The 25,755-nt window shown below is 58.1% G+C and carries 27 protein-coding genes and 4 tRNA genes; all 31 read right to left on the minus strand.

Going from position 1 to position 25,755, the window contains the following annotated elements; genetic code table 11:
• Positions 1–19: 19 nt before the first annotated feature.
• On the minus strand, positions 20–283 hold the full coding sequence (gene rpsQ, locus KEM63_RS15420) for a 30S ribosomal protein S17 (protein ID WP_223653192.1): 264 nt from the start codon (positions 281–283) through the stop codon (positions 20–22).
• 2 nt (positions 284–285) lie between these two features.
• Positions 286–477, minus strand: a complete 192-nt coding sequence (rpmC, locus tag KEM63_RS15425) for a 50S ribosomal protein L29 (RefSeq protein ID WP_080048714.1) — start codon at positions 475–477, stop codon at positions 286–288.
• A complete protein-coding gene (gene rplP / locus KEM63_RS15430) occupies positions 477–890 on the minus strand; it encodes a 50S ribosomal protein L16 (RefSeq protein ID WP_223653194.1) in 414 nt (137 codons plus the stop codon). The genes rpmC and rplP overlap by 1 nt, the downstream gene beginning before the upstream one ends.
• A gap of 11 nt (positions 891–901) precedes the next feature.
• The gene (rpsC, locus tag KEM63_RS15435; RefSeq protein ID WP_223653196.1) at positions 902–1,582 is read right to left on the minus strand and encodes a 30S ribosomal protein S3; all 681 of its coding nucleotides are present in this window, start codon (positions 1,580–1,582) and stop codon (positions 902–904) included.
• A gap of 11 nt (positions 1,583–1,593) precedes the next feature.
• On the minus strand, positions 1,594–1,926 hold the full coding sequence (gene rplV, locus KEM63_RS15440) for a 50S ribosomal protein L22 (RefSeq protein ID WP_223653198.1): 333 nt from the start codon (positions 1,924–1,926) through the stop codon (positions 1,594–1,596).
• 12 nt (positions 1,927–1,938) lie between these two features.
• Positions 1,939–2,214: a 30S ribosomal protein S19 gene (gene rpsS / locus KEM63_RS15445; RefSeq protein ID WP_093395591.1), complete on the minus strand. Its 276-nt coding sequence runs from the start codon at positions 2,212–2,214 to the stop codon at positions 1,939–1,941.
• A gap of 17 nt (positions 2,215–2,231) precedes the next feature.
• A complete protein-coding gene (gene rplB, locus KEM63_RS15450; protein ID WP_223653200.1) occupies positions 2,232–3,056 on the minus strand; it encodes a 50S ribosomal protein L2 in 825 nt (274 codons plus the stop codon).
• Positions 3,057–3,070: 14 nt separating this feature from the next.
• Positions 3,071–3,367, minus strand: coding sequence for a 50S ribosomal protein L23 (gene rplW, locus KEM63_RS15455; protein WP_223653208.1), 297 nt, complete (start codon positions 3,365–3,367; stop codon positions 3,071–3,073).
• Positions 3,364–3,966: a 50S ribosomal protein L4 gene (gene rplD, locus KEM63_RS15460; protein ID WP_223653211.1), complete on the minus strand. Its 603-nt coding sequence runs from the start codon at positions 3,964–3,966 to the stop codon at positions 3,364–3,366. Before rplD ends, rplW begins: the two co-directional genes overlap by 4 nt.
• 12 nt (positions 3,967–3,978) lie before the next feature.
• Positions 3,979–4,617 (minus strand): 50S ribosomal protein L3, encoded by a 639-nt coding sequence (rplC, locus tag KEM63_RS15465; RefSeq protein WP_223653213.1) that lies wholly within the window; start codon positions 4,615–4,617, stop codon positions 3,979–3,981.
• A gap of 93 nt (positions 4,618–4,710) precedes the next feature.
• A complete protein-coding gene (rpsJ, locus tag KEM63_RS15470; RefSeq protein WP_044501102.1) occupies positions 4,711–5,022 on the minus strand; it encodes a 30S ribosomal protein S10 in 312 nt (103 codons plus the stop codon).
• Between the two features lie 156 nt (positions 5,023–5,178).
• Entirely contained in the window at positions 5,179–6,372 is a 1,194-nt protein-coding gene (tuf, locus tag KEM63_RS15475; protein WP_093395601.1) for an elongation factor Tu, read from the minus strand.
• A gap of 33 nt (positions 6,373–6,405) precedes the next feature.
• Positions 6,406–8,508: an elongation factor G gene (fusA, locus tag KEM63_RS15480; protein WP_223653224.1), complete on the minus strand. Its 2,103-nt coding sequence runs from the start codon at positions 8,506–8,508 to the stop codon at positions 6,406–6,408.
• 18 nt (positions 8,509–8,526) lie between these two features.
• Positions 8,527–9,000, minus strand: a complete 474-nt coding sequence (rpsG, locus tag KEM63_RS15485; RefSeq protein WP_093395605.1) for a 30S ribosomal protein S7 — start codon at positions 8,998–9,000, stop codon at positions 8,527–8,529.
• A 97-nt stretch (positions 9,001–9,097) separates the two neighbouring features.
• Entirely contained in the window at positions 9,098–9,469 is a 372-nt protein-coding gene (gene rpsL / locus KEM63_RS15490; protein WP_080048726.1) for a 30S ribosomal protein S12, read from the minus strand.
• Between the two features lie 147 nt (positions 9,470–9,616).
• Entirely contained in the window at positions 9,617–13,816 is a 4,200-nt protein-coding gene (gene rpoC / locus KEM63_RS15495; protein ID WP_223653226.1) for a DNA-directed RNA polymerase subunit beta', read from the minus strand.
• A 66-nt stretch (positions 13,817–13,882) separates the two neighbouring features.
• A complete protein-coding gene (rpoB, locus tag KEM63_RS15500; RefSeq protein ID WP_223653228.1) occupies positions 13,883–17,950 on the minus strand; it encodes a DNA-directed RNA polymerase subunit beta in 4,068 nt (1,355 codons plus the stop codon).
• Between the two features lie 212 nt (positions 17,951–18,162).
• Positions 18,163–18,531 carry a 50S ribosomal protein L7/L12 gene (gene rplL / locus KEM63_RS15505; RefSeq protein ID WP_223653230.1) on the minus strand — a complete coding sequence of 123 codons (369 nt, stop codon included), beginning with the start codon at positions 18,529–18,531 and terminating at the stop codon, positions 18,163–18,165.
• Between the two features lie 72 nt (positions 18,532–18,603).
• A complete protein-coding gene (gene rplJ, locus KEM63_RS15510) occupies positions 18,604–19,104 on the minus strand; it encodes a 50S ribosomal protein L10 (RefSeq protein ID WP_223653231.1) in 501 nt (166 codons plus the stop codon).
• A gap of 209 nt (positions 19,105–19,313) precedes the next feature.
• On the minus strand, positions 19,314–20,009 hold the full coding sequence (rplA, locus tag KEM63_RS15515) for a 50S ribosomal protein L1 (protein WP_223653233.1): 696 nt from the start codon (positions 20,007–20,009) through the stop codon (positions 19,314–19,316).
• Positions 20,010–20,441: a 50S ribosomal protein L11 gene (gene rplK, locus KEM63_RS15520; protein WP_223653235.1), complete on the minus strand. Its 432-nt coding sequence runs from the start codon at positions 20,439–20,441 to the stop codon at positions 20,010–20,012.
• A gap of 115 nt (positions 20,442–20,556) precedes the next feature.
• Positions 20,557–21,090, minus strand: coding sequence for a transcription termination/antitermination protein NusG (nusG, locus tag KEM63_RS15525; RefSeq protein ID WP_223653239.1), 534 nt, complete (start codon positions 21,088–21,090; stop codon positions 20,557–20,559).
• A gap of 9 nt (positions 21,091–21,099) precedes the next feature.
• Positions 21,100–21,468, minus strand: coding sequence for a preprotein translocase subunit SecE (gene secE / locus KEM63_RS15530; RefSeq protein WP_223653241.1), 369 nt, complete (start codon positions 21,466–21,468; stop codon positions 21,100–21,102).
• Between the two features lie 36 nt (positions 21,469–21,504).
• Positions 21,505–21,580 (minus strand) — tRNA-Trp (locus KEM63_RS15535).
• A 57-nt stretch (positions 21,581–21,637) separates the two neighbouring features.
• Positions 21,638–22,831: an elongation factor Tu gene (gene tuf, locus KEM63_RS15540; protein ID WP_093395601.1), complete on the minus strand. Its 1,194-nt coding sequence runs from the start codon at positions 22,829–22,831 to the stop codon at positions 21,638–21,640.
• An 85-nt stretch (positions 22,832–22,916) separates the two neighbouring features.
• A tRNA-Thr gene (locus KEM63_RS15545) sits at positions 22,917–22,992 on the minus strand.
• 23 nt (positions 22,993–23,015) lie between these two features.
• Positions 23,016–23,089: transfer RNA gene (locus KEM63_RS15550), tRNA-Gly, on the minus strand.
• Positions 23,090–23,116: 27 nt separating this feature from the next.
• Positions 23,117–23,201 (minus strand) — tRNA-Tyr (locus tag KEM63_RS15555).
• Positions 23,202–23,320: 119 nt separating this feature from the next.
• Complete coding sequence (locus tag KEM63_RS15560) at positions 23,321–24,007, minus strand: SPOR domain-containing protein (RefSeq protein ID WP_223653243.1); 687 nt, start codon at positions 24,005–24,007, stop codon at positions 23,321–23,323.
• Entirely contained in the window at positions 24,007–24,756 is a 750-nt protein-coding gene (locus KEM63_RS15565) for a type III pantothenate kinase (protein WP_223653245.1), read from the minus strand. Before KEM63_RS15565 ends, KEM63_RS15560 begins: the two co-directional genes overlap by 1 nt.
• Positions 24,746–25,717 (minus strand): biotin--[acetyl-CoA-carboxylase] ligase, encoded by a 972-nt coding sequence (locus KEM63_RS15570; RefSeq protein WP_223653247.1) that lies wholly within the window; start codon positions 25,715–25,717, stop codon positions 24,746–24,748. The genes KEM63_RS15565 and KEM63_RS15570 overlap by 11 nt, the downstream gene beginning before the upstream one ends.
• Positions 25,718–25,755 lie beyond the last annotated feature (38 nt).

Genomic DNA, 25,755 nt, shown 5'->3' on the forward strand with positions numbered 1-25,755 from the left:
TTCCGCTATTGCGCGGGGCTTATACTTGCGCCGCGCGCTCGTCGATCTGCACCAGGGTCCAGTTCTTGGTTTTAGCCAAGGGACGGGTTTCCCGGATGGTGACCATATCGCCGATGCGGCAATCGTTGTTCTCGTCGTGTGCGTGCAGCTTGGTAGAGCGAGTGATGTACTTGCCGTACAACGGGTGCTTTACCTGGCGCTCGATGAGCACAGTAACGGTCTTGTCCATCTTGTCGCTGACCACGCGGCCAGTGACGGTACGTACTGCATTAGTCTCGGCCATGATCAGTTACCACCCTTCTGGTTGAGCACGGTCTTGACTCGGGCGATATCGCGCTTGACCTGCTTGAGCAGGTGGCTCTGGCCGAGCTGACCGGTTGCCTTCTGCATGCGCAGGTTGAACTGATCCCGCAGCAGAGTGAGCAGCTGCTCATTGAGCTGCTCGGCAGATTTTTCACGAAGTTCTGTCGCTTTCATTACATCACCGTCCGCTTAACAAAGGTGGTAGCGAGAGGCAGCTTGGCTGCGGCCAGGGCGAATGCCTCGCGCGCCAGCTCTTCGGAAACACCTTCAATCTCGTACAGGACCTTGCCCGGCTTGATCTGGGCAACCCAATACTCGACGTTACCCTTACCTTTACCCATCCGCACTTCCAAGGGCTTCTTGGAGATCGGCTTGTCCGGGAAAACTCGGATCCAGATTTTACCGCCACGCTTAACGTGACGAGTCAGGGCACGACGGGCTGCTTCGATCTGACGTGCAGTCAGACGACCGCGACCGACGGCCTTCAGTGCATATTCGCCAAAGCTCACTTTACTGCCGCGATGGGCCAGACCACGGTTGTGGCCGGTCATCTGCTTGCGGAACTTCGTACGCTTGGGTTGTAACATGTGCGTACCCCTTACTTAGCAGCTTTTTTCTTGGGTGCGGCAGCTTTGGTTTCTTCAGGCTGACCACCAATGATCTCGCCTTTGAAAATCCAAACCTTGACGCCAATCACACCGTATGTGGTGTGGGCTTCAGCTGTCGCGTAATCGATGTCGGCGCGCAGGGTGTGCAGCGGCACACGACCTTCGCGGTACCATTCGGTACGGGCGATCTCGGCGCCGCCAAGACGGCCGCTAACCTGGATCTTGATACCCTTGGCACCAATCCGCATCGCATTCTGTACGGCGCGCTTCATAGCGCGGCGGAACATCACGCGACGCTCGAGCTGCTGAGCAACGCTTTGTGCAACCAGGGCACCGTCGAGCTCCGGCTTGCGGATTTCTTCGATGTTGATGTGCACGGGCACGCCCATCTGCTTGGTCAGTTCCTGACGCAGCTTCTCGACGTCCTCGCCCTTCTTGCCAATCACGATACCCGGACGGGCAGTGTGAATGGTGATCCGAGCGGTCTGCGCCGGGCGCTGGATGTCAACACGGCTGACCGAAGCGCTTTTCAACTTGTTCTGGATGTACTTGCGTACATTCAGATCGGTGAGCAGGTAGTCCGCGTAGGTGCGACCATCTGCGTACCACACCGAAGTGTGCTGTTTAACAATACCGAGGCGAATGCCAATCGGATGTACTTTCTGACCCATGTGATCGACTCCTACTTGTCAGCAACCTTGACCGTGATATGGCAAGACCGCTTAACGATGCGATCAGCACGGCCTTTGGCACGCGGCATGATGCGCTTCAGAGAGCGACCTTCGTTGACAAACACGGTGGAGACCTTCAGGTCATCCACGTCCGCGCCATCATTGTGTTCGGCGTTGGCAATTGCCGACTCGAGCACTTTCTTGATGACGTCAGCGGCCTTCTTGTTGCTGAAAGTCAGCAGGTTCAGGGCCTCATCCACCTTCTTCCCGCGGATCTGGTCGGCGACCAAGCGAGCTTTCTGGGCAGAGAGTCGGGCGCCCTTGTACGTAGCGGCTACTTCCATCTTTCTAACCCCTTAGCGCTTGGCTTTCTTGTCTGCAGCGTGACCACGATAGGTACGCGTGGCAGAGAACTCGCCCAACTTGTGGCCGACCATGTCTTCAGAGACGATGACCGGAACATGCTGGCGACCGTTATGCACGGCGATGGTCAAACCAACCATCTGCGGCAGAATCATTGAACGGCGCGACCAGGTCTTGACCGGCTTGCGATCGTTCTTTTCAACTGCAACTTCGATCTTCTTTAACAGGTGAAGATCGATAAAAGGACCTTTCTTCAGAGAACGCGGCACTGTCGTATCCCCTCTAATTACTTGCTGCGACGACGGACAATCATCTTGTCAGTGCGCTTGTTGGACCGAGTCTTGGCACCCTTGGTCGGGAAGCCCCACGGCGACACCGGATGACGACCACCAGAAGTACGACCTTCACCACCACCATGTGGGTGGTCAACCGGGTTCATGGCAACACCACGAACGGTCGGACGTACACCGCGCCAACGCTTGGCACCGGCTTTACCCAGAGAGCGCAGGCTGTGCTCGCCGTTGGACACCTCACCCAACGTGGCACGACACTCGCCGAGCACCTTGCGCATTTCACCAGAACGCAGGCGAACGGTGACGTAGGCACCTTCACGCGCGACCAGCTGAACGGCGGCGCCGGCGCTACGTGCGATTTGCGCGCCCTTGCCCGGCTTGAGCTCGATGCCGTGGATAGTGCTACCCACCGGAATGTTGCGCAGCGGAAGGGTGTTGCCAGCCTTGATCGGCGCATCAGCACCGGAGATCAGCTGGTCGCCAGCATTCACGCCCTTGGGGGCGATGATGTAACGACGCTCGCCATCGGCGTACTTCAGCAGTGCAATATGAGCGGTACGGTTTGGATCGTATTCGACGCGTTCAACAACGGCAGGGATGCCGTCCTTGTTGCGACGAAAATCGACCAGACGGTAGTGCTGCTTGTGACCGCCCCCACGATGACGCGTGGTGATGCGACCATTATTGTTACGACCACCGGACTTGCCCTGCTTCTCGACCAGAGGCGCGTACGGTGCACCCTTGTGCAGGTTGTCATGGACAACCTTGACTACGAAGCGGCGGCCAGCGGAAGTAGGTTTACATTTAACAATTGCCATGATGTATCCCTCTCTTATTCAGCGCTGGCGAAGTCGATGTCTTGACCAGGCTGCAGGCTGACGTACGCCTTCTTCCAGTCACTACGCTTGCCCAGGCCGCGAACGGTACGCTTGGTCTTGCCTTTAACATTCAGGGTCGACACAGACTGGACCTTGACGTTGAACAGCTGCTCAACGGCCTTCTTGATCTCCAGCTTGGTCGCTGTGGTATCGACCTTGAAGACAAACTGGTTCTTGCTATCAGCCAGCATCGTAGCCTTCTCGGATACATGCGGGCCAAGCAGGACCTTGAAAATGCGCTCTTGGTTCATCCCAGCATCTCCTCGAACTTCTTAACAGCAGGTACGGTGATCAGTACCTTGTCGTAAGCGATCAGGCTGACCGGGTCCGAACCCTGAACATCACGTACGTCGACATGCGGCAGGTTGCGCGCAGCCAGGTACAGGTTTTCGTCGATGTTATCGGTAACGATCAGCACGTTATCCAGATTCAGATCCTTGAGCTTGCCGACCAGAGACTTGGTCTTCGGTGCGTCGACAGCGAAGCTCTCGACCACAACGAGACGATCCAGACGGATAAGCTCGGAGAGGATCGAACGCAGTGCACCGCGGTACATCTTGCGGTTCAGCTTCTGCTCGTGGTTCTGCGGACGGGCTGCGAACGTGGTACCGCCCCCGCGCCAGATAGGGCTGCGGATGGTACCGGCACGGGCGCGGCCTGTACCTTTCTGACGCCAGGGCTTCTTGCCGCCACCGGATACGTCGGAACGGTTCTTCTGCTGCTTGGTGCCCTGACGGCCGCCGGCCATGTAGGCGACAACAGCCTGGTGAACCAGCGTCTCGTTAAACTCGGTCGCAAAGGTCAGATCTGAAACTTCGATCGCGCTCGCGCCAGCTACATTCAAATTCATGGTAACTCCCCCTTAACCCTTGGCCTTCACTGCCGGGCGGACGACTACGTCACTTCCGGGTGCACCAGGCACCGAGCCCTTGATGAGCAGCAGGTTACGTTCGGCGTCAACGCGTACGACTTCGAGGGTCTGTACGGTCACTTGCTCGGCGCCCATGTGACCGGACATCTTCTTACCCTTGAATACGCGACCCGGAGTCTGGCACTGGCCAATGGAACCGGGGACACGGTGGGATACGGAGTTGCCGTGAGTTGCATCCTGGCCGCGGAAATTCCAGCGCTTGATGGTACCGGCGAAGCCCTTACCCTTGGACTGACCGGTGACATCGACCATCTGGCCCGCTTCAAAAATGCTGACTGTGAGTTCTGCGCCAGTTTCGTACTCGGCACCGTCTTCCAGTCGGAATTCGCGTACCTGACGACCTGCGGCAGTATTTGCCTTGGCAAAATGCCCAGCCATCGGCTTGCTGACGCGCTTAGCGCGGCGCTCGCCTACGGTGACCTGAATAGCCTGATAGCCATCCTTGTCGAGGGATTTAACCTGGGTGACACGGTTCGGCTCAACTTCAACAACCGTAACCGGGATAGAAACACCATCTTCAGTGAAAACGCGGGTCATACCGCATTTCCGGCCGACTAAACCAATAGTCATCTTGTAAACCTCATGAGTGCACGGGGCTATTACCCGCTATGGCCGCCCATTTCAGGGCGTTACACGACTTATAGCCCCCGTCGTGTGGGGCTATCAGCCGAGGCTGATCTGAACCTCAACGCCTGCTGCCAGATCCAGCTTCATCAACGCATCGACTGTTTTGTCGGTGGGCTGAACGATATCCAATACCCGCTTATGGGTACGGATCTCATACTGATCACGGGCATCTTTGTTGACGTGCGGCGAAATCAGCACGGTGAAACGCTCTTTGCGTGTCGGCAAAGGGATTGGACCACGCACCTGAGCCCCAGTACGTTTCGCGGTATCCACGATTTCCTGGGTTGATTGATCTATCAGGCGATGGTCAAAAGCCTTCAACCGAATACGAATCTGTTGGTTCTGCATTTGACCAGAAACTCCAAGCTTCAATTCTTCAGAGCCGCCGCAAATCGCGGGTAGGCCCGTCCAAGGGAGGCGCAATTCTACTGATGCGCCCAGACAGTGTCAACCTAAATACAAAAGCCCCCGTATGAACGGGGGCTTTTGTTTCAGCTCAGATTATCACTCGATAATCTTGGCAACCACGCCGGCACCAACGGTACGGCCGCCTTCGCGAATCGCGAAGCGCAGACCATCTTCCATGGCGATCGGAGCGATCAGGGTGACAACCAGCTTGACGTTGTCGCCCGGCATTACCATCTCGACGCCTTCCGGCAGTTCGCACGAACCGGTAACGTCAGTAGTACGGAAGTAGAACTGCGGACGGTAGCCCTTGAAGAACGGAGTGTGACGACCGCCTTCATCCTTGCCCAGCACGTACACTTCAGCTTCGAACTTGGTGTGCGGCTTGATGGTGCCCGGCTTGGCCAGTACCTGGCCACGCTCAACGTCTTCACGCTTGGTACCACGCAGCAGAACACCAACGTTCTCACCGGCACGGCCTTCGTCCAGCAGCTTGCGGAACATTTCGACGCCAGTACAGGTAGTCTTGGTAGTCGCCTTGATACCGACGATTTCCACTTCTTCCTGGACCTTGACGATACCGCGCTCGACACGACCGGTTACAACGGTACCGCGACCGGAGATCGAGAACACGTCTTCGATCGGCATCAGGAACGGCTTGTCGATCGCGCGCTCGGGCTCGGGGATGTAGCTGTCCAGAGTCTCGACCAGCTTCTGTACCGCGGAAACGCCGATACCGTTGTCGTCCTTGCCTTCCAGCGCCATCAGCGCGGAGCCGATGATGATCGGGGTGTCGTCGCCCGGGAAGTCGTACGTGCTCAGCAGGTCACGAACTTCCATTTCGACCAGTTCCAGCAGCTCTTCGTCATCGACCATGTCGGCCTTGTTCAGGAACACGACGATGTAAGGAACGCCTACCTGGCGGGACAGCAGGATGTGCTCGCGAGTCTGCGGCATCGGGCCGTCAGCAGCCGAACAAACCAGGATCGCGCCGTCCATCTGCGCAGCACCGGTGATCATGTTCTTGACGTAGTCAGCGTGGCCGGGGCAGTCAACGTGCGCGTAGTGACGAGTCGGAGAATCGTACTCAACGTGCGAGGTGTTGATGGTGATACCACGGGCCTTCTCTTCCGGCGCGTTGTCGATCTGGTCGAAAGCGCGGGCAGAACCGCCGTAGGATTCTGCACAGACCTTGGTCAGAGCAGCGGTCAGAGTGGTCTTGCCATGGTCAACGTGACCGATGGTGCCCACGTTCAGGTGCGGTTTGCTGCGTTCAAATTTTTCTTTAGCCACGGTTGATAACCTCTTTAATTAGCGTAGGTTCGGTTAGCTTTGCTTCTTGATAATCGCTTCGGCAATGTTCGATGGCGCTTCGGCGTACTTCGCGAACTCCATGGAGTAGCTCGCACGCCCTTGGGACATGGAGCGCACGTCCGTGGCATAGCCGAACATCTCACCAAGCGGAACCTCAGCGCGGATCACCTTACCGGAAACAGAATCTTCCATACCCTGGATCAGACCGCGACGACGGTTCAGGTCGCCCATCACGTCACCCATGTAGTCTTCCGGGGTAACGACCTCGACCTTCATGACCGGCTCCAGCAACACGGCACCGCCCTTCTGGGCCAATTGCTTGGTGGCCATGGAAGCGGCGATCTTGAACGCCATTTCGTTGGAGTCGACGTCATGGTAGGAGCCGTCGAATACGGTAGCTTTCAGACCGATCAGCGGGCAGCCGGCCAGAACACCGTTCTTCATCTGCTCCTCGATTCCCTTCTGGATGGCCGGAATGTATTCCTTCGGAATCACGCCGCCAACCACTTCGTTCTTGAACTCCAGACCTTCCTGACCTTCGTCGGACGGCTCGAAGCGAATCCAGCAATGACCGAACTGGCCACGACCACCGGACTGGCGAACGAACTTGCCTTCAATCTCGCACTTGTTGCGGATCATTTCACGGTAGGCCACCTGCGGCTTACCGATGTTGGCCTCAACGTTGAACTCACGACGCATGCGGTCAACGATGATGTCCAGGTGAAGCTCGCCCATACCGGAGATGATGGTCTGGCCGGACTCTTCATCGGTGCGGACACGGAACGAAGGATCTTCCTGAGCCAGCTTGCCCAGCGCGATGCCCATCTTTTCCTGGTCAGCCTTGGTCTTCGGCTCTACCGCAACCGAAATAACCGGCTCCGGGAATTCCATGCGCTCGAGAATGATCGGCTTCTCGTGCGAGCACAGGGTGTCACCGGTGGTGACATCCTTCATGCCGATGAGAGCAGCGATATCGCCAGCGCGACATTCCTTGATCTCTTCACGGGTGTTGGCATGCATCTGAACCATTCGGCCCACGCGCTCTTTCTTGCCCTTGACCGAGTTAAGAACCGAATCACCGGAAGACAGGACGCCGGAGTACACACGGGCGAAGGTCAGCGTGCCGACGAAAGGATCGCTGGCAATCTTGAACGCCAGTGCAGAGAAGGGCTCTTCGTCAGAAGCGTGACGCTCGTCGACCTGCTCTTCGTTGTCCGGATGAACACCCTTGATGGCCTCAACCTGATCAGGAGCGGGCAGGAAGTCGATCACTGCGTCAAGTACCAGCGGCACGCCCTTGTTCTTGAACGAAGAGCCACAGACAGCAGGAACGATTTCGTTGGCCAGGGTGCGCTGACGCAGACCTGCCTTGATCTCGTCATTGCTCAGCTCACCGCCTTCCAGGTACTTGTTCATCAGCTCTTCGTTGGCTTCGGCGGCAGCCTCGACCATCTTCTCGCGGTACTCGGCAGCCAGGTCCGCCAGCTCAGCCGGAATCTCTTCCTCACGGAAGGTCATGCCGCTGTCGTCTTCGTTCCAGTAGATGGCCTTCATGCGCAGCAGGTCGACCTGACCGGCGAAGTTCTCTTCCGAACCGATAGCGATCTGAATCGGCACCGGGGTGTGACCCAGACGCTTCTTGATCTGCTCGACGACGCGCAGGAAGTTGGCACCCTGACGGTCCATCTTGTTCACGTAGACGATACGCGGCACGCCGTACTTGTTGGCTTGACGCCATACGGTCTCGGATTGCGGCTCAACACCGGAAGTACCACAGAACACAACAACCGCACCGTCGAGCACGCGCAACGAACGCTCAACTTCGATGGTGAAGTCAACGTGACCGGGGGTATCGATGATGTTGACCCGATGCTTTTCATACTGCTTCTCGGCACCCTGCCAGAACGCAGTGGTAGCAGCGGAGGTAATGGTGATGCCCCGCTCCTGCTCCTGCGCCATCCAGTCCATGGTGGCCGCGCCGTCATGAACTTCGCCCATCTTGTGGTTCACGCCGGTGTAAAACAGAATCCGTTCCGTGGTGGTGGTCTTGCCCGCATCGACGTGCGCGCAGATACCGATGTTACGGTACAGATTGATAGGGATTGTACGAGCCACGGTGTTCTCCTGAGTCGTTTAGAAGCGGTAGTGCGAGAAGGCCTTGTTGGCTTCGGCCATACGGTGTACGTCTTCACGCTTCTTGACCGCTGCACCCTTGCCTTCTGAGGCATCGACCAGTTCGCCGGCCAGGCGCAGAGCCATGGATTTCTCGCCACGCTTACGGGCAGCATCAACCAGCCAGCGCATCGCCAGAGCGTTGCGACGGGAAGGACGCACTTCAACCGGAACCTGATAGGTGGCGCCGCCGACACGGCGGGATTTAACTTCAACCAACGGAGCAATGGCGTCGAGCGCCTTTTCGAACAGCTCGACGGGATCTTCGGTCTTGGTGCGTTCCTTGACCTTGTCCAGCGCGCCGTAAACGATGCGCTCAGCGACAGCTTTCTTGCCGCTTTCCATTACGTGGTTCATGAATTTGGCGAGAATCTGGCTGCCGTACTTAGGTTCTGGCAGGATCTCACGTTTTGCCGCTACACGACGTCTTGGCATGATAAGCCCTCAAACGGTCTTCAGGTTAGCCCAGGACTGTAACGCTTCGGTTACGCCCGACCTTACTCTTATCGACTCAGGTAAATTAAATTCAAAATTACTTAGGACGCTTCGCGCCATACTTCGAACGACCCTGCTTACGATCCTTGACACCGGAGGTATCGAGCGAACCGCGAACAGTGTGGTAACGCACACCCGGCAAATCCTTCACACGACCGCCACGAATCAGGACGACGCTGTGCTCTTGCAGGTTGTGACCTTCACCACCAATGTAGGAAGAAACTTCGTAGCCGTTGGTCAGACGGACACGGCAGACCTTACGCAGAGCCGAGTTCGGCTTCTTCGGCGTGGTGGTGTACACGCGAGTGCACACACCGCGACGCTGCGGGCAGTTCTGCAGCGCCGGCACGTCGCTCTTTTCAGCGACGCGCTTACGCGGCTTGCGAACCAGCTGGTTGATTGTTGCCATCTAGCAAAACTCCACTGATGTCTCTGGGACACGTTAAATAAAAAATGGCGAGGCAAAGAGCCCCGCCAAATTTAGGGGTACGGAATTCTAAAGAAGCGTCCCCTGATCGTCAAGGCGCCCGACATCCGCAGGATGTCGGGCGTCCTATCAGTTGCCGCTCGAGTTCAGCGCGTCGGACAGTGCCTGTTCGACTTCGCTTGCACTCACCTTGACCGGCTTGTCGGCCATCTTCTGCCGCTTGCGCTCGGCATGGTAGGCAAGACCGGTACCCGCCGGGATCAGACGACCGACCACAACGTTTTCCTTCAGGCCGCGCAGATGATCGCGCTTGCCGGTAACGGCAGCCTCTGTCAGCACGCGCGTAGTCTCCTGGAACGATGCGGCGGAGATGAACGACTCGGTCGACAGCGACGCCTTGGTGATACCCAACAGAATGCGCTCGTACCGGGCCGGGAACTTGTCCTGAGCAATCAGTTGCTCATTTTCTTCCAGCACATGAGTCAGCTCGACCTGGTCACCCTTGATGAAGCTGGAGTCCCCGGAATCACTGATCTCGACCTTGCGCAGCATCTGGCGAATGGTCACCTCGATGTGTTTGTCGTTGATCTTCACACCCTGCAGGCGGTAAACGTCCTGAATCTCGTTGACGATGTACTTGGCCAACGCGCTGACGCCCAGCAGACGCAGAATGTCGTGCGGGTTGCTCGGGCCGTCGGAGATGACTTCACCCTTGGTCACCTGTTCGCCTTCGAACACGTTCAGGTGACGCCACTTCGGAATCAGCTCCTCGTACGGATCGCTGCCGTCGGTGGGCGTGATGACCAGGCGACGCTTGCCCTTGGTTTCCTTGCCGAACGAGATGGTACCGCTGATCTCGGCGAGGATTGCAGGCTCCTTCGGACGACGCGCCTCGAACAGGTCGGCAACACGCGGCAAACCACCGGTGATGTCGCGAGTCTTGGACGTCTCCTGCGGGATACGCGCAACGATGTCACCCACGTTGACCTTGGCGCCGTCGGTCAGGTTGACCAGTGCGTTTGCTGGCAGGAAATACTGTGCCGGCACGTCGGTGCCCGGCAGCATCAGTTCCTTGCCGTTGTCGTCGACCAGCTTCACAGCCGGACGGATGTCCTTGCCCGAGGCAGGACGGTCCTTGGCATCGAGAACTTCGATGTTGGTCAAACCGGTCAGTTCGTCAGCCTGACGCTTGATGGTAATGCCTTCGTCCATGCCGAAGAACGCTACCGTACCGGAGATTTCCGTCACGATCGGGTGGGTGTGCGGATCCCACTTGGCGACGACCTTTCCAGCTTCGACCTTGTCACCCTCGTGGATCGAGATGACCGCACCGTAGGGCAGCTTGTAACGCTCGCGCTCGCGACCGAACTCGTCCGCCACAGCCAGCTCACCGGAACGCGATACCGCGATCAGCGCGCCGTCGGCACGTTCGACGTACTTCAGGTTATGCAGACGGATCACACCGCCGTTCTTCACCTGAACGCTATCGGCAGCCGATGTCCGGCTCGCCGCGCCACCGATGTGGAACGTACGCATGGTCAGCTGGGTACCGGGCTCACCGATGGACTGCGCCGCGATAACACCGACGGCCTCGCCGATGTTGATCTTGTGACCACGCGCCAGATCGCGACCGTAACAGGTGGAGCACACGCCATAGCGGGTTTCGCAGGCAATCGGCGAACGCACGATCACTTCGTCGACGCTGTTGATCTCGAGGAACTCAACCCACTGCTCATCGATCAGCGTGCCGGCGGGCACGATGGTTTCTTCAGTGCCAGGCTTGACGACGTCACGCGCGATCACACGACCCAGCACACGCTCACCCAGCGGCTCGACGATGTCGCCACCTTCGATGTGCGGGGACATCACCAGACCCTTGTCGGTACCGCAATCGGGCTCGGTGATGACCAGATCCTGTGCCACGTCTACCAGACGACGCGTCAGGTAACCCGAGTTGGCTGTCTTCAGAGCCGTGTCAGCCAGACCCTTACGGGCACCGTGAGTGGAGATGAAGTACTGGAGTACGTTCAGGCCTTCACGGAAGTTGGCGGTGATCGGCGTTTCGATGATCGAGCCATCCGGCTTGGCCATCAGACCACGCATACCGGCCAGCTGGCGGATCTGGGCGGCGGAGCCACGGGCACCGGAGTCGGCCATCATGTACATCGAGTTGAACGATTCCTGATCCACCTCGTTGCCGTCGCGATCCTGCACGCGGGTCGACTTGAGGTTGTCCATCATCGCCTTGGAAATCTCGTCGTTGGCCTTGGACCAAAGGTCGATGACCTTGTTGTACTTCTCGCCCTGGGTAACCAGACCGGAAGCATACTGGTCTTCGATTTCCTTCACTTCGTCGGTGGCCTCGTCGATGATCCGGGCCTTCTCGTCCGGAATGACGAAGTCGTTCACGCCGATCGACGCACCGGAGATGGTCGAATAGGCAAAGCCGGTATACATCAACTGGTCGGCGAAAATCACCGTATCCTTGAGGCCGACGATCCGGTAGCTGGTGTTGATCAGCTTGGAAATCGCCTTCTTCTTCAGCGGCTGGTCGACCAGTTCGAACGGGAGACCCTTGGGCAGGATCTGGAACAGCAGAGCACGGCCAACCGTGGTATCAACGATACGGGTCTCGGTGGTCCAGCTCTCGTCCTTGTGCTTGACGGTTTCGGTGATCCGCACCTTGACCAGCGCATGCAGCTCGGCCTGGCCGCTACGGTAGGCCATCTCGACTTCATTGACGTCGGTAAAGCGCATACCCTCGCCCTTCGCATTGATGCGAGTACGCGTCATGTAGTACAGACCGAGAACCACGTCCTGCGACGGCACGATGATCGGCTCACCGGACGCGGGCGACAGGATATTGTTGGTCGACATCATCAGGGCGCGGGCTTCCAGCTGGGCCTCGAGGGTCAGCGGAACGTGCACTGCCATCTGGTCGCCGTCGAAGTCGGCGTTGTACGCCGCACACACCAGCGGGTGCAGCTGGATCGCCTTGCCTTCGATCAGGACCGGCTCGAACGCCTGAATACCCAGACGGTGCAGTGTCGGCGCGCGGTTCAGCAGTACGGGGTGCTCGCGGATGACCTCGGCGAGGATGTCCCACACTTCCGGCAGCTCGCGCTCGACCATCTTCTTGGCGGCCTTGATAGTGGTCGCCAGTCCACGGTGCTCGAGCTTGCCGAAGATGAACGGCTTGAACAGCTCAAGCGCCATCTTCTTCGGCAGACCACACTGGTGCAGACGCAGCGTCGGGCCTACCACGATCACCGAACGACCGGAATAGTCAACGCGCTTGCCCAGCAGGTTCTGACGGAAACGACCCTGCTTGCCCTTGATCATGTCGGCGAGCGACTTGAGCGGACGCTTGTTGGTGCCGGTGATCGCGCGACCGCGACGACCGTTGTCCAGGAGCGCATCGACCGACTCCTGCAGCATGCGCTTTTCGTTGCGCACGATGATGTCAGGTGCGGACAGATCGAGCAGGCGCTTGAGGCGGTTGTTCCGGTTGATCACCCGGCGGTACAGATCGTTCAGGTCGGACGTAGCGAAACGGCCACCATCCAGCGGTACCAGCGGACGCAGGTCCGGCGGCAGCACGGGCAGAACGGTCATGACCATCCACTCCGGCTTGTTGCCCGAACCATCGAAGGCTTCCATCAGCTTCAGCCGCTTGGACAGCTTCTTGATCTTGGTCTCGGACGTGGTCTGCGGAATCTCCTCACGCAGCTTGCCGATTTCGTGCGCCAGATCCATAGCAGTCAACAGCTGGTAAACCGCTTCGGCGCCCATGCGGGCATCGAAGTCGTCACCAAACTCTTCCAGCGCTTCGAAGTACTGTTCGTCGTTGAGCAGCTGACCTTTTTCCAGCGTGGTCATGCCCGGCTCGATAACCACATAGCTTTCGAAGTAGAGCACACGCTCGATGTCGCGCAGGGTCATGTCCAGCAGCAGACCGATACGGGACGGCAGCGACTTCAGGAACCAGATGTGGGCGACCGGCGAGGCCAGCTCGATGTGACCCATGCGCTCGCGACGCACCTTGGCCAGCGCGACTTCCACGCCGCACTTCTCGCAGATCACGCCGCGATGCTTGAGGCGTTTGTACTTGCCGCACAGGCACTCGTAATCCTTGACCGGACCAAAGATCTTGGCGCAGAACAGGCCGTCACGCTCGGGCTTGAACGTACGGTAGTTGATGGTTTCCGGCTTTTTCACTTCGCCATAGGACCAGGACCGGATCATCTCCGGTGAAGCCAGGCCGATTCGAATGGAATCGAACTCTTCAATCTGTCCCTGGGACTTGAGCAGGTTCAATAAGTCTTTCAAGGCCTATACTCCTCGAGGTGTCTCAAGGGCGGACCGATGTCCGCCCGAGACGTGGGCAGTCGATGGTTATTCGGATTCCAGCTCGATGTCGATACCGAGCGAACGGATTTCCTTGACCAACACGTTGAAGGATTCCGGCATGCCGGCCTCCATGCGGTGGTCGCCATCCACGATGTTCTTGTACATCTTGGTACGGCCGTTCACGTCGTCCGACTTCACGGTGAGCATTTCCTGCAGGGTGTAGGCGGCACCATAGGCTTCCAGAGCCCAGACCTCCATCTCCCCGAAGCGCTGACCACCGAACTGCGCCTTACCGCCCAACGGCTGCTGGGTAACCAGGCTGTAGGAACCGGTGGAACGCGCGTGCATCTTGTCGTCGACCAGGTGGTTCAGCTTGAGCATGTACATGTAGCCAACGGTGACCGGGCGATCGAACGTGTTGCCGGTACGGCCGTCGTACAGCTTCATCTGACCGCTCTCCGGCAGATCCGCCAGGCGCAGCATGTGCTTGATCTCATGCTCCTGGGCACCGTCGAATACCGCGGTTGCCATCGGTACACCACCGCGCAGGTTACCCGCCAGCTCGATGATCTCATCATCGGTGAGCGAATCGAGATCCTCGATCCGACCGCCCATGTTGTAGACCTCGCCAAGGAACTTGCGCAGGTCAGCGATCTTGCGCTGCTCTTCGAGCATGCGGTTGATCTTCTCGCCAAGACCCTTGGCCGCCAGGCCCAGGTGAGTCTCGAGAATCTGACCGACGTTCATACGCGACGGTACGCCCAACGGGTTCAGTACGATGTCGACCGGCGTGCCGTTCTCGTCGTGCGGCATGTCTTCGATCGGCATGATCACGGAGATCACACCCTTGTTACCGTGGCGGCCGGCCATCTTGTCGCCGGGCTGAATGCGACGCTTGATTGCCAGATACACCTTGACGATCTTGAGTACGCCCGGCGCCAGGTCATCGCCCTGCTGCAGCTTGCGCTTCTTGTCTTCGAACTTGTCATCGAGCAGCTTGCGACGATCGGTCAAGTAAGCCTGCGCCATCTCCAGCTGTTCATTGAGGTTGTCTTCGCTCATGCGAAGCTTGAACCACTGACCACGCTCGATCTCGCCCAGGATCTCCTGTGTGAGCACGGTGCCCTTTTTCAAGCCTGCGCCGCCTTCTACGCTATGACCAACCAGGGCGCTGCTCAGTCGCTCGAAGGTTGCGGTTTCGACGATGCGGAATTCTTCCTGCAGATCCTTGCGGATCTCGTCGAGCTGCTCCTTCTCGATTGCCAGTGCACGCGAATCGCGCTCGACACCGTCGCGGATGAACACCTGCACGTCGATGACCGTGCCCTTGGTGCCGGTCGGCACGCGAAGAGAGGTGTCCTTAACATCGGATGCCTTCTCACCGAAGATCGCGCGCAACAGCTTCTCTTCCGGCGTCAGCTGGGTTTCGCCCTTGGGCGTCACCTTGCCTACCAGGATGTCGCCAGGACCAACTTCGGCGCCGACGTAGACGATACCCGCCTCATCCAGCTTACCCAGTGCTGCTTCGCCAACGTTCGGGATGTCAGAGGTGATTTCCTCTGGCCCAAGCTTGGTGTCACGCGACACACAGGTCAGTTCCTGGATGTGAATGGTGGTGAAGCGATCTTCCTGCACCACGCGCTCGGAGACCAGGATCGAGTCTTCGAAGTTGTAACCGTTCCAGGGCATGAAAGCGACGCGCATGTTCTGACCCAGGGCCAGCTCGCCCATATCGACGGACGAACCGTCAGCGAGGATGTCCTTGCGCGCAACCACATCGCCTTTCTTGACCAGCGGACGCTGGTTGATGCAGGTATTCTGGTTGGAGCGGGTGTATTTGGTCAGGGCGTAGATATCCACACCCGCCTCACCGGCTTCAACTTCGTCATCGGCAACACGCACAACGATACGGCTGGCATCGACCGAGTCGATCACCCCGCCCCGACGGGCGATCACGCACACACCGGAGTCGCGGGCCACGTTGCGCTCCATACCGGTACCCACCAGCGGCTTTTCAGCACGCAGTGTCGGTACAGCCTGGCGCTGCATGTTCGAACCCATCAAGGCACGGTTGGCGTCATCGTGCTCAAGGAACGGAATCAGCGACGCAGCGACCGATACAACCTGGCGCGGCGATACGTCCATCAACGTCACTTCCTGTGGCGCCTTGACGGTGAATTCGTTCATGTGACGCACAGCAACCAGATCGTCAGTCAGACGGCCGTTTTCAACCTTGGCGCTAGCCTGGGCGATCACGTGGTCGGCCTCTTCGATCGCAGACAGGAACACGATGTCGTCAGTAACGACAGCATCCTTCACGCGACGATAGGGGCTTTCCAGGAAGCCATACTGGTTGGTGCGCGCATAGGTTGCCAACGAGTTGATCAGACCGATGTTCGGACCTTCCGGGGTCTCGATCGGACATACGCGACCATAATGGGTCGGGTGTACGTCACGGACTTCGAAGCCGGCACGCTCACGGGTCAGACCGCCCGGGCCAAGCGCCGATACACGGCGCTTGTGGGTGATTTCCGACAGCGGATTGTTCTGGTCCATGAACTGGGAGAGCTGGCTGGAACCGAAGAATTCCTTCACCGCCGCCGCAACCGGCTTGGCGTTGATCAGATCCTGCGGCATCAGGCCTTCGCTTTCAGCCATGGAGAGGCGTTCCTTGACCGCACGCTCCACGCGCACCAGACCTACGCGGAACTGGTTCTCGGCCATCTCGCCGACCGAGCGAACGCGACGGTTACCCAGGTGGTCGATGTCATCGACGACGCCCTTGCCGTTGCGGATGTCGACGAGGGTCTTGAGCACCTCGATGATATCTTCCTTGCTCAGGACGCCAGGGCCTTCGATCTCGTCGCGGCCAATCCGGCGATTGAACTTCATGCGACCCACGGCAGACAGGTCGTAGCGATCGCTGCTGAAGAACAGGTTCCCGAAAAGGGTTTCGGCGGCATCCTTGGTCGGCGGCTCGCCGGGACGCATCATCCGATAGATCTCCACCAGAGCGTCGAGCTGGCTGCTGGTGTTGTCGATACGCAGGGTATCGGAGATGAAAGGGCCACAGTCGATGTCGTTGGTGTACAACGTTTCGAGACTGGACACCTCGGCCTTGATCAGCTTGCCGACCACATCGGGAGTGATTTCCGCGTTGCACTCAACCAGAATCTCTCCGGTCGACGGATGCACGACAGGCTTGGCGATGGTGCGTCCGATGACGTATTCGAAGGGTACTTCCAGGCTGCTGATGCCAGCTTTCTCGAGCTGATTGATATGGCGCGCGGTAACCCGGCGGCCTTTCTCGACGATGACCTTGCCCTTGTCATCCTTGATGTCAAAGGTGGCGATCTCGCCACGCAGACGCTGGGGAACGAGTTCCAGCTCAAGCATTTCGCCTTTGACGGCAAACTTGTTGGTGTCGTAGAAAATATCCAGGACTTCTTCGGTCTGGTAACCGAGCGCGCGCAGCAGTACGGTCGCCGGCAGCTTGCGGCGACGGTCGATACGGACGAAGACGCTATCCTTGGGATCGAATTCGAAGTCCAGCCAGGAGCCGCGGTAAGGAATCACGCGAGCTGAGTACAGAAGCTTGCCGGAGCTGTGGGTCTTGCCACGGTCGTGGTCAAAGAACACGCCCGGGCTGCGGTGCAACTGGGAAACGATGACGCGCTCGGTACCATTGATAACGAAGGTACCGTTCTCGGTCATGAGGGGGATTTCCCCCATGTAGACTTCCTGTTCCTTGATGTCCTTGATCGCCTTGTTGGACGACTCACGATCAAAGATGATCAGGCGTACTTTCACGCGCAGCGGAACGGCGAAGGTCACCCCGCGCAGGACACATTCCTTGACATCGAAAGCCGGCTCACCCAACCGGTAACCGACGTATTCAAGCGCCGCATTACCGGAATAGCTGATAATGGGGAAAACAGATTTGAAGGCCGCGTGCAGACCGATATCACGAACATGATCCTTGTCCACGCCGGCTTGCAGGAATTCCCGATAGGAATCCAGCTGAATCGCCAGCAGGTAGGGCACATCCATGACATGCGGCAGTTTGCCAAAGTCCTTGCGGATACGTTTTTTCTCAGTGTATGAGTAAGCCATCAGCGTTCCCCAGCTTGGTCACCTGCTTGAGTGGCTCACCCTGACGGGTAAGCCCGAAAATGCGTGCAAGCCCTAAGTCTTGCTCACTCTTGTGGAGCGGTTCCGGAAACCAGTCAAAGCCGGTCTACAACGGAAAAAGGCCGGTGGCACACGGGCCACCAGCCATCAATCTGACCGTTACAATCAGATTGTCGACGCAAGGTCGCGCGAGCTTACTTGAGCTCGACCTTGGCGCCTGCTTCTTCCAGCGACTTCTTGGCTGCTTCTGCTTCGTCCTTGGAAACGCCTTCCTTGACGGTGCCAGGAGCGCCGTCAACAACAGCCTTGGCTTCTTTCAGACCCAGACCGGTCAGCTCGCGAACAGCCTTGATCACGTTGACTTTCTTCTCGCCAGCTTCAACCAGGATGACGTTGAATTCGGTCTGTTCTTCTACAGCAGCAGCGGCAGCAGCCGGGCCAGCAGCGGCAGCAGCAGCGGCCGATACGCCGAACTTCTCTTCCATTGCCTTGATCAGCTCGACAACCTGCATGACAGACATTTCGGATACTGCGTTGATGATATCTTCGTTGGTAAGAGCCATGACTCTAAATTCCTGTATTGGGGGACGACCTCAGGCCGTCGAAAAAGTGATAGCGAAGCAAGCGAACCAGCCTTAGGCGGCTTCGGCTTCCTTCTGGTCGCGAACAGCGGCCAAGGTACGAACGAACTTGCTGGTTGCGCCCTGGATGACACTCATCAGCTGGCTGATGGCCTCGTCGTAGGTTGGCAGCGATGCCAGCATGTCGATCTGTTCGGCTGCGATGAAGTTGCCTTCAAAGGCTGCGGCCTTGATCTGGAACTTGTCCTGACCTTTCGAGAAGTCCTTGAACAGTCGAGCAGCAGCGCCCGGGTGTTCCTTGGAAAACGCGATAAGAGTCGGACCGACAAAGACGTCGTTCAGGCACTCGTACTGAGTACCTTCAACGGCGCGACGCATCAGCGTGTTACGTACGACACGTACGTAAACGCCAGCTTCACGCGCTTCTCTGCGCAGACCAGTCATGGCAGCAACGCTCACACCGCGGGCATCAGCCACAACGGCAGACAGCGCACCTTGAGCAGCTTCGTTGACTTCAGCGACGATGGCCTTCTTGTCTTCGAGCTTAATTGCCACGGGTTACACTCCTGGATTTACCATAAGTCACCCTTGCGGATGACGTGTTTTGGTGTCTGATCCAGCCTGCGCCGAATCGGGAGCACCATCTGCGTAGGCTGGGAGACTGGCTCCTGTTTGAGGCTTTCGCCGCCTACGGTCTTGGATAGCCCCCACATCGCAGGGACCCCAATAAGTCGGCGCGCTCGTCAGGAGCGCGCCTGCATCTGTTACGCGTTCAACGAGGCCTGATCGACCTGTACACCCGGACCCATGGTGGTGCTGAGGGTCACGCGCTTCAGGTAGACGCCCTTGGAGGTAGACGGCTTGGCCTTTTTCAGGTCAGCCAGCAGAGCCTCGACGTTTTCCTTGAGCTTGACCGCATCAAAGCCGACCTTGCCGACGGAGCAATGAATGATGCCGTTCTTGTCGGTGCGGTAGCGAACCTGACCAGCCTTGGCGTTCTTGACTGCGGTGCCGACGTCAGCGGATACGGTGCCAACCTTCGGGTTCGGCATCAGACCGCGGGGGCCGAGCAGCTGACCCAGCTGACCAACGACGCGCATTGCATCCGGGGAAGCGATAACCACGTCATAGTTCAGGTCGCCGCCTTTCATTTCTGCAGCCAGATCGTCCATGCCGACCTTGTCCGCACCAGCAGCCAATGCTGCTTCAGCGTTGGCGCCCTGAGTGAACACGGCAACACGAACGGTCTTGCCCGTGCCGTGCGGGAGCAGCGTAGCGCCACGCACCACCTGGTCGGATTTACGCGGATCAACACCCAGATTCACGGAAACGTCGAACGACTCGGTGAACTTGACGTTGGAGACTTCAGCGAGCAGCGCTGCTGCTTCTTCGAAGCCGTAAACCTTGTTGGCCTGCACTTTTTCAGCGATAGCCTTCTGACGCTTGGTCAACTTAGCCATTTACACACCCTCCACGTTGAGGCCCATGCTGCGCGCGGAGCCAGCGATGGTGCGTACAGCTGCATCCATATCAGCAGCAGTCAGATCGGCCTGTTTGGTCTTGGCGATCTCTTCCAGCTGCGCACGGGTGACAGTCCCGACCTTCTGACTGTTGGGACGCGCCGAGCCACCTTTCAGGCCAGCAGCTTTCATCAGCAGTACGGAAGCGGGTGTGCTCTTGGTTTCAAAGGTAAAGCTACGGTCGCTATAGACAGTGATGATCACGGGCGTCGGCAGACCAGGTTCCATGCCCTGGGTCTTGGCATTGAATGCCTTGCAGAATTCCATGATGTTCACGCCGTGCTGACCCAGCGCAGGACCAACCGGCGGACTTGGGTTAGCCTGACCGGCCTTGACCTGCAGCTTGATATAAGCCTGAATCTTCTTTGCCATGTTTTTTCTCCAGTGGGTGCTAGCGCCTCTCGGCTCCCCGGTTTAGCGAATTTCCCCAGTGACAACAAAACCCCGCACTGCCCGAGGCATTGCAGGGTTCAGGGGACAACGAAACTCAGCCTTTTTCGACCTGGCTGAATTCCAGCTCCACAGGCGTGGGGCGACCAAAAATGAGAACAGCCACCTGAACTCGGCTCTTCTCATAATTAACTTCTTCAACGACACCGTTGAAATCAGCAAACGGACCATCGGTGACACGAACAACCTCACCCGGCTCGAACAGAGTCTTGGGCTTGGGCTTGTCAGTCCCCTCAGATACGCGACGCAGGATGGCCTCGGCTTCACGATCGGTGATCGGAGCAGGCTTGTCTGCAGTACCACCAATGAACCCGAGCACGCGAGTGGTATCTTTGACCAGGTGCCAGGTTCCTTCATTCATTTCCATCTGGACCAGAACATAGCCAGGGAAAAACTTACGCTCGCTCTTGCGCTTCTGACCGTTGCGCATCTCCACCACTTCTTCGGTGGGCACAAGGATTTCGCCGAATTGATCTTCCATTCCGGCCAGCTTGACACGCTCCTGCAAGGAGCGCATGACATGCTTTTCAAAGCCTGAATAAGCATGCACGACGTACCAACGCTTAGACACGGATCACCCTTAACTAATGAATTGAGATATGATCCAACCCAGTAGCGTGTCGAGACCCCAGAGTATCAGGGCCATGATCAGCACCACTGCGACAACGATCAGCGTCGTCTGGGTAGTTTCTTGACGGGTCGGCCAAACAACCTTGCGGATTTCAATGCGCGCTTCTTTGGTCAGCGTCCAGAAGGCCTTGCCTTTTTCGGTTTGCAGGGCAACAAAGCCTGCCACCAGGCCAAGCACAACCAGCGCAACCGCGCGGTACAAAACAGGCTCTGCGGCAAAGTAGTGATTACCATACACGCCAGCAGCGACGATTATGGCCACAATAACCCACTTGATCACATCGAAGCGGCTATCGTGCAGCTCTGCCTTAGTACTCATGAATCATCAAATCCTGTTTCGGTAGCCAGATAAATCTGGCAGGCCAGGAGGGAATCGAACCCCCAACCTGCGGTTTTGGAGACCGCCGCTCTGCCAATTGAGCTACTGGCCTGTAATCGCAGTCGAGCCGGCAATCTTACCGACTCGACCAGTCAAGATCAAACGCTATTTACTCGATGATCTTGGCAACCACGCCGGCACCAACGGTACGGCCGCCTTCGCGAATCGCGAAGCGCAGACCATCTTCCATGGCGATCGGAGCGATCAGGGTGACAACCAGCTTGACGTTGTCGCCCGGCATTACCATCTCGACGCCTTCCGGCAGTTCGCACGAACCGGTAACGTCAGTAGTACGGAAGTAGAACTGCGGACGGTAGCCCTTGAAGAACGGAGTGTGACGACCGCCTTCATCCTTGCCCAGCACGTACACTTCAGCTTCGAACTTGGTGTGCGGCTTGATGGTGCCCGGCTTGGCCAGCACCTGGCCACGCTCAACGTCTTCACGCTTGGTACCACGCAGCAGAACACCAACGTTCTCACCGGCACGGCCTTCGTCCAGCAGCTTGCGGAACATTTCGACGCCAGTACAGGTAGTCTTGGTAGTCGCCTTGATACCGACGATTTCCACTTCTTCCTGGACCTTGACGATACCGCGCTCGACACGACCGGTTACAACGGTACCGCGACCGGAGATCGAGAACACGTCTTCGATCGGCATCAGGAACGGCTTGTCGATCGCGCGCTCGGGCTCGGGGATGTAGCTGTCCAGAGTCTCGACCAGCTTCTGTACCGCGGAAACGCCGATACCGTTGTCGTCCTTGCCTTCCAGCGCCATCAGCGCGGAGCCGATGATGATCGGGGTGTCGTCGCCCGGGAAGTCGTACGTGCTCAGCAGGTCACGAACTTCCATTTCGACCAGTTCCAGCAGCTCTTCGTCATCGACCATGTCGGCCTTGTTCAGGAACACGACGATGTAAGGAACGCCTACCTGGCGGGACAGCAGGATGTGCTCGCGAGTCTGCGGCATCGGGCCGTCAGCAGCCGAACAAACCAGGATCGCGCCGTCCATCTGCGCAGCACCGGTGATCATGTTCTTGACGTAGTCAGCGTGGCCGGGGCAGTCAACGTGCGCGTAGTGACGAGTCGGAGAATCGTACTCAACGTGCGAGGTGTTGATGGTGATACCACGGGCCTTCTCTTCCGGCGCGTTGTCGATCTGGTCGAAAGCGCGGGCAGAACCGCCGTAGGATTCTGCACAGACCTTGGTCAGAGCAGCGGTCAGAGTGGTCTTGCCATGGTCAACGTGACCGATGGTGCCCACGTTCAGGTGCGGTTTGCTACGTTCGAACTTCTCTTTGGCCATCGAGAGATCCCCTATTCCTGAGTGCAATGCGCGAGTCACGCGACCATTAAATAAAAGGCAGATATTCGCATATCTGCCTTCATACTGGAGCTCATGAGCGGATTTGAACCGCTGACCTCACCCTTACCAAGGGTGTGCTCTACCAACTGAGCTACATGAGCTTACACCGTTTGCAGAACCGAACTGGAGCGGGTAGCGGGAATCGAACCCGCACCATCAGCTTGGAAGGCTGAGGTTCTACCGTTGAACTATACCCGCCAAGTGCTCGGCTTTTATTGCGAAATCTGGTGGAGGGGGAAGGATTCGAACCTTCGAAGGCTATGCCGTCAGATTTACAGTCTGATCCCTTTGACCGCTCGGGAACCCCTCCGTAAAAGAGGCGCCATTTTCATCACTTGGAGACGCCCTGTCAACACTTTTATCAGCAAAAACCGCTACTTGAGCAGAAACCCGCAGCGGGCCCTCGAGAACTCGGCACAGGGGTGCAATTTAAGGGGCCGATCCCCCCTCCGCAACCGCCCGACATGGAAGGTACTGGTGCTGAAGCTGAGGAAATGTCTCGCGCAGGCGAGTGAGTAGCGACTGATCAACAAGCCTTCGATCTTCACTATGTACCTGGACCAGGTGCTCGCGTCCGAGCTTTTCCACCGGCTCGAGGCGAACCTGATAACCCATGTCCCGCAGCTGGACAAGTCGCGCCTGGGCGTAGTCTTCTCGGCCGAAGACGCCGAGTGATAAATTGTTCGCCAGCGCTCCCTGAGTAATGAGAAAACTGTCGACGCCCTGCTCCTGAAGATCCGCTAGTTTCGCCAGGGCGACAGACCGGCCGCCGGTGACCGACAACACCAGCCAGAAATCAACAGTACCTGCCACTTCCCGGACCACAAGATCCGAACCGATACCCAGCGCCATCATTCGCTGACGCAGCTGTTCGGCGCGCGCTCGCTCTGGGAAACTGCCAAGACTCACACACAATACCGTGCCCGGCTCTGGGACTTGTGCCACGGAAGAGAGACCCTTCTCAGGGTTTTCCGGGTTCGACTGCATGCCGAGCTGCCGAGGCTCCAGTGGCTTGTCAGCCTGGGCGAGCCAGGCGCGATCCGCAATGCCATCCTGCAGCTGCCAGAGCGCGTAGAGGATGTTTAAAAGTAGTAGTAGAAGAAATAACGAGCGCATCAGTTGAACTCCATCGGACAGGCGAGCGCCAGACCCTGGAAAACGAGGTCAGTGATTATATGGCACCCATCCGGCAGCAGTTCGGCCATGCGCTCCGCATCGCCGCCCGTCAGTATGACCACCAGGCTACTGCCCAGGACCTGATGGGCAATCCTCAATTGCTCCCGTACAAAGCCCGACAGCATCAGGTCGCAGCCAAACTCAACCGCCTCTGCGGTGCTGCGCCCCGGCTGAGGAATCTCCAGATTGCTTTTCGGCTGGTCGTCATAACGAATCAGCCGGGTATGCCTTTTGAGGCCGCCGCGCAGTAACTTGCTTCCGGGCGCGATATATCCACCGAGGTGCTGTCCATCGACATCGACGAAGTCAACAGTGACAGCGGTACCCAAATCTATAATCACGCAGGCTTTACGACACAGGTGATAGCCTGCGACGAGGGCAAGCCAACGATCCATCCCCAGGCGCTGAGGGTCTAGATATCCGTTGGTAACGCCAGCGAGATGAGTGCCGGACCGTGCGACCTCGGGGTGCAGCTTCAGCCAGCTGGTCAGTTGATCAACCACCACCTGCGTTTCGTCTGGCGAACGAACGCTGACAAGCCGGCAACCGGTAATTTCCCGTTCCTGCCCGCCGAGCAAACGCTGCAGCTCGACGAGATCTGGTGCCATGTCGCGATCGCGCACCCTGTTCTCCCGATCAAGCAAGCGCCACTTGATCAGTGTATTTCCACAATCCAGTTCAAGAAGCATCCGCTAGCCTCAGGCTCACTTCGCCACCATGCATGACTACCTCGCCAGCGCCGGTCGACAACCTTAGCGCGCCGGAACCGGTTATGCCTAGATACGTACCTTCAGTCGCGTTGCTTCCCGAGACAACCCGCACCGTGCGCCCTATCCAGGCATCGCGCTCGGACCACCGGGCTACAAAAGGCAGGAACCCGTCCTGTCGGAAGAGCGCAAGTGCCACTTCCAGCCTGGACATGAAGCGCGCTATCAACCAATTGCGGTCAAGCTCCCCGGCCTGTGAGGCGAGATAAAGTGACGTCCACTGCTGGTCTATCTGCTCCGAACGGGACATCAGGACATTGATGCCAACACCAATGACGGCTATACACTCGGAACTCAAATCCCCAGCGACCTCGATCAACACCCCGGCCAACTTCCGACCATCCATCAGGACATCGTTCGGCCACTTCAGCTGGCAGCGCTGATAGCCTGCCTCTTCGAGCGTCTCCACCAGCACCAGGCCTACCAACAGGCTCAGGCCTTCGAGCGCCTGGGCACCTGTTTCGAACGGCTCAACTACCGAGAGGTATATGTTTTGTGCGAAAGGGCTGGCCCAGGAGCGACCTCTACGGCCGCGGCCACTGATCTGCTGCTCGCTGGAACATGCCAGTGGGCGAGGTCCGAAGCGAGAGATGAGCCGGTGCGCCTGGGCATTGGTCGAATCAATTTCGCTGGTGAGGTGCCATTGCCATTTAGCGTGGCACTCCTCCGCAAGAAGCCGGGTGATTCGTTCGACATTCAACAAGGAGGCACCTTTCGGAGCACGATAGCCTTTGCCGCGGACGCTGTGCAAAGGATACCCATCGTCTTCGAGCTTTTTCAGAGTCTTCCAGATGGCAGCCCGGCTCACACCGAGTTGCTGACCAAGCCATTCGCCTGAATGAAACTCTCCGTCGGACATTAGATCGAGCAGCTTGCCTAACATTGCGTATCCCGCTTGCACAAACACGCATGATAACGCTG

This window comes from Halopseudomonas nanhaiensis (assembly GCF_020025155.1).
Lineage (GTDB): Bacteria > Pseudomonadota > Gammaproteobacteria > Pseudomonadales > Pseudomonadaceae > Halopseudomonas > Halopseudomonas nanhaiensis.

What these genes read in the sequence shown, in the direction of transcription:
- rpsQ (WP_223653192.1), bottom strand. Translation starts at nt 283, where the DNA reads ATGGCCGAGACTAATGCAGTACGTACCGTCACTGGCCGCGTGGTCAGC.
- rpmC (WP_080048714.1), bottom strand. Translation starts at nt 477, where the DNA reads ATGAAAGCGACAGAACTTCGTGAAAAATCTGCCGAGCAGCTCAATGAG.
- rplP (WP_223653194.1), bottom strand. Translation starts at nt 890, where the DNA reads ATGTTACAACCCAAGCGTACGAAGTTCCGCAAGCAGATGACCGGCCAC.
- rpsC (WP_223653196.1), bottom strand. Translation starts at nt 1,582, where the DNA reads ATGGGTCAGAAAGTACATCCGATTGGCATTCGCCTCGGTATTGTTAAA.
- rplV (WP_223653198.1), bottom strand. Translation starts at nt 1,926, where the DNA reads ATGGAAGTAGCCGCTACGTACAAGGGCGCCCGACTCTCTGCCCAGAAA.
- rplB (WP_223653200.1), bottom strand. Translation starts at nt 3,056, where the DNA reads ATGGCAATTGTTAAATGTAAACCTACTTCCGCTGGCCGCCGCTTCGTA.
- rplW (WP_223653208.1), bottom strand. Translation starts at nt 3,367, where the DNA reads ATGAACCAAGAGCGCATTTTCAAGGTCCTGCTTGGCCCGCATGTATCC.
- rplD (WP_223653211.1), bottom strand. Translation starts at nt 3,966, where the DNA reads ATGAATTTGAATGTAGCTGGCGCGAGCGCGATCGAAGTTTCAGATCTG.
- rplC (WP_223653213.1), bottom strand. Translation starts at nt 4,617, where the DNA reads ATGACTATTGGTTTAGTCGGCCGGAAATGCGGTATGACCCGCGTTTTC.
- rpsJ (WP_044501102.1), bottom strand. Translation starts at nt 5,022, where the DNA reads ATGCAGAACCAACAGATTCGTATTCGGTTGAAGGCTTTTGACCATCGC.
- rpsG (WP_093395605.1), bottom strand. Translation starts at nt 9,000, where the DNA reads ATGCCAAGACGTCGTGTAGCGGCAAAACGTGAGATCCTGCCAGAACCT.
- rpsL (WP_080048726.1), bottom strand. Translation starts at nt 9,469, where the DNA reads ATGGCAACAATCAACCAGCTGGTTCGCAAGCCGCGTAAGCGCGTCGCT.
- rpoB (WP_223653228.1), bottom strand. Translation starts at nt 17,950, where the DNA reads ATGGCTTACTCATACACTGAGAAAAAACGTATCCGCAAGGACTTTGGC.
- rplL (WP_223653230.1), bottom strand. Translation starts at nt 18,531, where the DNA reads ATGGCTCTTACCAACGAAGATATCATCAACGCAGTATCCGAAATGTCT.
- rplA (WP_223653233.1), bottom strand. Translation starts at nt 20,009, where the DNA reads ATGGCTAAGTTGACCAAGCGTCAGAAGGCTATCGCTGAAAAAGTGCAG.
- rplK (WP_223653235.1), bottom strand. Translation starts at nt 20,441, where the DNA reads ATGGCAAAGAAGATTCAGGCTTATATCAAGCTGCAGGTCAAGGCCGGT.
- secE (WP_223653241.1), bottom strand. Translation starts at nt 21,468, where the DNA reads ATGAGTACTAAGGCAGAGCTGCACGATAGCCGCTTCGATGTGATCAAG.
- tuf (WP_093395601.1), bottom strand. Translation starts at nt 22,831, where the DNA reads ATGGCCAAAGAGAAGTTCGAACGTAGCAAACCGCACCTGAACGTGGGC.
- KEM63_RS15560 (WP_223653243.1), bottom strand. Translation starts at nt 24,007, where the DNA reads ATGCGCTCGTTATTTCTTCTACTACTACTTTTAAACATCCTCTACGCG.
- KEM63_RS15565 (WP_223653245.1), bottom strand. Translation starts at nt 24,756, where the DNA reads ATGCTTCTTGAACTGGATTGTGGAAATACACTGATCAAGTGGCGCTTG.
- KEM63_RS15570 (WP_223653247.1), bottom strand. Translation starts at nt 25,717, where the DNA reads ATGTTAGGCAAGCTGCTCGATCTAATGTCCGACGGAGAGTTTCATTCA.